The sequence below is a fragment of the Xanthomonas protegens genome (assembly GCF_038442435.1).
GTDB lineage: Bacteria > Pseudomonadota > Gammaproteobacteria > Xanthomonadales > Xanthomonadaceae > Xanthomonas_A > Xanthomonas_A sontii.
Genome location: NZ_JAQJCQ010000034.1, coordinates 2,501 through 5,648, shown reverse-complemented (window position 1 = coordinate 5,648; position 3,148 = coordinate 2,501). Strand labels below are relative to the sequence as shown.

At 54.2% G+C, this 3,148-nt stretch carries 2 rRNA genes (1 of these 2 only partly in view); both read right to left on the bottom strand.

Annotated features, from left to right (window positions below):
* Nucleotides 1-28: 28 nt before the first annotated feature.
* Nucleotides 29-143 (bottom strand): 5S ribosomal RNA (gene rrf, locus PIQ37_RS20620).
* 152 nt (nucleotides 144-295) lie between these two features.
* Nucleotides 296-3,148, bottom strand: a 23S ribosomal RNA gene (locus PIQ37_RS20615); it runs 27 nt beyond the window's last position.

Below are 3,148 nucleotides of genomic sequence, written 5' to 3'. Positions count from 1 at the left end.
CTTGTGGGACGGGGATTTGGGGTAAAGCCCCTGGCGATGACCTACTCTCGCATGGCTTGAGCCACACTACCATCGGCGCAGCTGCGTTTCACTTCCGAGTTCGGGATGGGATCGGGTGGTTCCACAGCGCTAATTTCACCAGGGAGACGGTTGGAGTGTCGCCATGCGGTCGATCGGTCGTGTGACCGAGGACGGCAGGCGCCAGCCTCTCATGGGGTGTGATGTAGCGAGCGAGTGAGAGCGATCGACGTGTGTCGCGCTAAGGGATGCTTATGAGGAAGCATCTTGAGGTTATATGGTCAAGCCGCACGGATCATTAGTATCAGTTAGCTCAATGCATTGCTGCACTTACACACCTGACCTATCAACCACGTAGTCTACATGGTTCCTTTAGGGGACTTGTGTCCCGGGAGATCTCATCTTGAGGCGCGCTTCCCGCTTAGATGCTTTCAGCGGTTATCGCTTCCGAACATAGCTACCCGGCAATGCCACTGGCGTGACAACCGGAACACCAGAGGTTCGTCCACTCCGGTCCTCTCGTACTAGGAGCAGCCCCTCTCAAATCTCCAACGCCCATGGCAGATAGGGACCGAACTGTCTCACGACGTTCTGAACCCAGCTCGCGTACCACTTTAAATGGCGAACAGCCATACCCTTGGGACCGACTACAGCCCCAGGATGTGATGAGCCGACATCGAGGTGCCAAACACCGCCGTCGATATGAACTCTTGGGCGGTATCAGCCTGTTATCCCCGGAGTACCTTTTATCCGTTGAGCGATGGCCCTTCCATACAGAACCACCGGATCACTAAGACCTACTTTCGTACCTGCTTGATCCGTCGATCTTGCAGTCAAGCACGCTTATGCCTTTGCACACAGTGCGCGATGTCCGACCGCGCTGAGCGTACCTTCGTGCTCCTCCGTTACTCTTTAGGAGGAGACCGCCCCAGTCAAACTACCCACCATACACGGTCCCCGATCCGGATTACGGACCTAGGTTAGAACGTCAAGCACGACAGGGTGGTATTTCAAGGATGGCTCCACTGCAGCTAGCGCCACAGTTTCATAGCCTCCCACCTATCCTACACAGACGAACTCAACGTTCAGTGTAAAGCTATAGTAAAGGTTCACGGGGTCTTTCCGTCTTGCCACGGGAACGCTGCATCTTCACAGCGATTTCAATTTCACTGAGTCTCGGGTGGAGACAGCGCCGCTGTCGTTACGCCATTCGTGCAGGTCGGAACTTACCCGACAAGGAATTTCGCTACCTTAGGACCGTTATAGTTACGGCCGCCGTTTACTGGGGCTTCGATCAAGAGCTTCGCCTTGCGGCTGACCCCATCAATTAACCTTCCAGCACCGGGCAGGCGTCACACCCTATACGTCCACTTTCGTGTTTGCAGAGTGCTGTGTTTTTGATAAACAGTCGCAGCGGCCTGGTTTCTGCGACCCTCTTCAGCTATAGCTCGCACGAGCCACCAAAAAGGGTGCACCTTCTCCCGAAGTTACGGTGCCATGTTGCCTAGTTCCTTCACCCGAGTTCTCTCAAGCGCCTGAGAATTCTCATCCTACCCACCTGTGTCGGTTTACGGTACGGTCTGCGTAAGCTGAAGCTTAGGAGCTTTTCCTGGAAGCGTGGTATCAGTGACTTCGTCTAAAAGACTCGTCTCGGTGCTCGGTCTTAAAGGATCCCGGATTTGCCAAAGATCCAAACCTACCGCCTTTCCCCGGGACAACCAACGCCCGGTACACCTAACCTTCTCCGTCCCTCCATCGCACTTACGCGAGGTGCAGGAATATTAACCTGCTTCCCATCGACTACGGCTTTCGCCCTCGCCTTAGGGGCCGACTCACCCTGCGCCGATTAACGTTGCGCAAGGAAACCTTGGGCTTTCGGCGTGCGGGTTTTTCACCCGCATTGTCGTTACTCATGTCAGCATTCGCACTTCCGATACCTCCAGCAGACTTCTCAATCCACCTTCGCAGGCTTACGGAACGCTCCTCTACCGCGCATCGCTTATCGCGATGCACCCCAAGCTTCGGTTCACTGCTTAGCCCCGTTAAATCTTCCGCGCAGACCGACTCGACCAGTGAGCTATTACGCTTTCTTTAAAGGGTGGCTGCTTCTAAGCCAACCTCCTGGCTGTCTATGCCTTTCCACATCGTTTTCCACTTAGCAGTGAATTTGGGACCTTAGCTGTGGGTCTGGGTTGTTTCCCTTTTCACGACGGACGTTAGCACCCGCCGTGTGTCTCCCATACAGTCCGTCTCGGTATTCGGAGTTTGCAATGGTTTGGTAAGTCGCGATGACCCCCTAGCCATAACAGTGCTCTACCCCCGAGAGGATACATATGAGGCGCTACCTAAATAGCTTTCGAGGAGAACCAGCTATCTCCGGGTTCGATTAGCTTTTCACTCCTAATCACACCTCATCCCCTACCTTTGCAACGGGAGTGGGTTCGGGCCTCCAGTCAGTGTTACCTGACCTTCACCCTGGGCATGACTAGATCACCCGGTTTCGGGTCTACTGCCCGCGACTATGCGCCCTTATCAGACTCGGTTTCCCTTCGCCTCCCCTATACGGTTAAGCTTGCCACGAACAGTAAGTCGCTGACCCATTATACAAAAGGTACGCAGTCACTCTTGCGAGCTCCTACTGCTTGTACGCACACGGTTTCAGGATCTATTTCACTCCCCTCTCCGGGGTTCTTTTCGCCTTTCCCTCACGGTACTGGTTCACTATCGGTCGGTCAGGAGTATTTAGCCTTGGAGGATGGTCCCCCCATGTTCAGACAGGGTTTCACGTGCCCCGCCCTACTCGTCTTCACTGGTATGGCCCTTTCAAATACAGGGCTATCACCTTCTATGGCCAACCTTTCCAGGTTGTTTTTCTAAAACCATACCAGCTTAAGGGCTAGTCCCCGTTCGCTCGTCACTACTTAGGGAATCTCGGTTGATTTCTTTTCCTCCGGTTACTTAGATATTTCAGTTCACCGGGTTCGCTTCCAGCAGCTATGTATTCACTGCAGGATACTGCCGAAGCAGTGGGTTTCCCCATTCGGACATTGCCGGATCAAAGCTTGTTGCCAGCTCCCCGACACTTTTCGCAGGCTGCCACGTCCTTCATCGCCTCTGACCGCCAAGGCAT